Source organism: Candidatus Bandiella numerosa, assembly GCF_021811875.1.
Lineage (GTDB): Bacteria > Pseudomonadota > Alphaproteobacteria > Rickettsiales > Midichloriaceae > Aquirickettsia > Aquirickettsia numerosa_A.
Genome location: NZ_JAJBJD010000149.1, coordinates 1 through 2,776, shown reverse-complemented (window position 1 = coordinate 2,776; position 2,776 = coordinate 1). Strand labels below are relative to the sequence as shown.

The 2,776-nt window shown below is 30.8% G+C and carries 4 protein-coding genes; all 4 read right to left on the bottom strand.

What is annotated here, in order from left to right:
* Nucleotides 1–216, bottom strand: a 216-nt coding sequence (locus L8D11_RS04820) for a transposase (protein WP_236870537.1), incomplete at its 3' end; no start/stop codon positions are given.
* A 275-nt stretch (nucleotides 217–491) separates the two neighbouring features.
* Entirely contained in the window at nucleotides 492–1,085 is a 594-nt protein-coding gene (locus tag L8D11_RS04815; protein ID WP_236870536.1) for a BON domain-containing protein, read from the bottom strand.
* An 81-nt stretch (nucleotides 1,086–1,166) separates the two neighbouring features.
* Complete coding sequence (gene fliW, locus L8D11_RS04810) at nucleotides 1,167–1,625, bottom strand: flagellar assembly protein FliW (protein ID WP_236870535.1); 459 nt, start codon at nucleotides 1,623–1,625, stop codon at nucleotides 1,167–1,169.
* 23 nt (nucleotides 1,626–1,648) lie between these two features.
* On the bottom strand, nucleotides 1,649–2,542 hold the full coding sequence (locus L8D11_RS04805; RefSeq protein ID WP_236870534.1) for a hypothetical protein: 894 nt from the start codon (nucleotides 2,540–2,542) through the stop codon (nucleotides 1,649–1,651).
* Between the last annotated feature and the right edge of the window lie 234 nt (nucleotides 2,543–2,776).

Genomic DNA, 2,776 nt, shown 5'->3' with positions numbered 1-2,776 from the left:
AAGTGCCTCTTCCAACCCCTCGTCACTCAAATTATGCCATGCTTGTAATAACAGTCCCTTGAATAATTTAATAGGGTCATATCCTTGTGGCCCATATCCAGACCTCCCTAAATCTCCCATCTTTGACCCCACTCTCTTCCAATTAATCACTCCTGCTATTCGCACTAACTTACTCTTCTCTATACGTTCTTCTGCTTCTCTTACTAAAAATGACATTTTGCCTCCTCTTTCGTATGTACTTATCTTTTCATTCTATCATATATGTTTCTTTCTGCCTATTATGCAATGGTCTTAAATATTTAATAAGATGCAACAAATAAATGATGATTATTAATATACATACTTCATTCAAATTATTTTTCTAGCCAAATTATATAAAACTTTTTTCTTAAAAGAGCTTTGTAAATTTCTTTAGCAGCTAATTATTGAAAAAATACCTAGATAATTCATAAATTTACCTCATAATTCTAGAAGCAATAGTAACAAAGTAATTAACTCTCTCTTCTGATATCAGATTTAACCAATATGTAATTTTTAACTTTTGCAACTCCTTGAACTTCTCCAGCAACATTAAGTGCAATTTCCAATTCTTTTTGTGTTTCTGCAACTCCTAAAAGGTATACCACTTTATTATAGACCATAATTTTATAATTTACTGAATGCACTTCCTTGTTAACCAAAAATTTACTCCTCAATTTTGTCGATATCCACACATCTCCTGGTAAACTTGCCTCATTTTTTTCAGAAATAGTTATATCATTAATAACTTCTTTTACTCCTCGTACCACCCAAGCTAATTTCTCTGCCTCATCCTTATATTCAGTAGACGTTACATGACCAACCAACAATACCCTACCCTCGTATACTTCTAAAGAAACTCCTCTCAACGAACCATCTACACTGTTTTTTACATATTGATGTCTAATTTTTATGGCCATACTTTTATCATCTATAATATCGCCGACGCTTCTGTCCTCAGCTATGATGGTTCCTGTGGTTGCAGTAGTTGCAATGCCTATAACCGCGCAGTTACTCATGCTTAATAATAAAAAACACAAAAAGAACGATTTTAAAAACTTATTCATAAATCAAAAAAAAAGTATATGGCATATATAGCACTTATTATAATCAATATTTGAAAAATTGAAAGCTTAAAAGCACAATTTTTATAATGGATGTGCCAGACTATAATTTGAGTTATGTAATACATACTGAAATGCAGTCTGCTCAGATAGATTAACGAAAATTGGAGCTCTAGCATTTACAGCTAATTTCAACTTATTATCAATATTTTTAGTTGAGCAAAGCAACATAATCGCAACTTCATCTCTAATTAATTCCAAAGTATTAATTGCACCAAGTAAATCTTGCCCCTTTATTATACTATTGCTAAAAGATATAGGTAACATTAAAAAACACAATTGCCCACTTTCTATAGATTGCAATAATTTGAAAGACTTATATTTATCGTTATTTGCATTAGCAAAGCAAAACATTTTTAAAGCTGCAAGACCGATTAAACCCTTTGGGAAAAAAATTTTATGTTTAGTATTTACCTCAATAGAGCCAAATTTATTTTGAAAAACCAAAATATCATTTTCCTTTATTTCTTTTTTCTTCAACATACACTACTTCTCCGTTAACCACTTTATAAACGTATATAATCAGCTAAGCTCTTAGACAAAGCTCCTATACTTGAGTAAATTTCAGAAAGTCGCTTTGATACTTGCAGTAACTCGGTGTATCCAGTAACTTCACGAATATTGGCGACATCATCATAACTCTTGGCGCTACTTTCTATACTTGTCCTTTGCATTTCTTCAAATTGCTTTAAGTTTTTACTAACTGAATCAACCCTTTGCTTTGCTCCAATTAATTGATAAATGCCTTTTTCAAATTCTACAAATACTTCATTCACATCACTAGCACCGCTTTTCTCAACATTAGCAAATAATTTGACAATTTCTTTTACAGAATTGTCTCCAGCATTAAAATCAAGTTTTATCTGCTCATCACCATATGAAAATGACATATTGTGTTTACTTCCTAAGTAGTATTTGTCTGGATCAAAATTTCCAGATAATTCAACAGGTTTCGTATCCATATTCTCTCCTGCAAATAAATAGGTTCCATCATATATTGATTTTTTATTCAAAAAATTCCCCATTCCGCTAAGCAGGCCTTTAGCAAATTCTTTTTGTATTTCTGAAGTAAAATCGTTATTTGTAATTCCATTTATATGAATTTGCCATTCATGTAACTTGCCTTTTAAATATTTTGTCATGCCACCTAACTCATCTGACATTTCATTTACTCTACGAAAACCTTTTTGTAATATTTCCGCATCCTTTTTCTGGACATCGATAGATTCTTGAATATTAACTATGTCACTTGCTTCAGATGCAGAAGCGTCATATATATTCTCAAATTTTTTACCAGTCTGAACTTGCCTACCAATATTATCTCTTTCATTTACTACTTTACTAATATTTCTTTCAGTACTTTGATTTAAAGATGCTGTGCTAATAAAATTTACTGACATGTCATACCTCTCTTAAAATGTGGCTAATAGTGTTTTCCAATACTCTTCCATGATTTGAAAAGTTTTTAATACGTATTTATGCATCCTATCAAGTTGCGTGATGTATAATTATAGTGGACTGAAAAAGTCAGACAACAAAAAGAGTAGTTTTATTTCCTAAAAGATATAAAAATATAAATAAAAAATAAGAAGTATGAGTAAAAAAGAAAAAAGAAATTTTAGCGCTGAACAAAA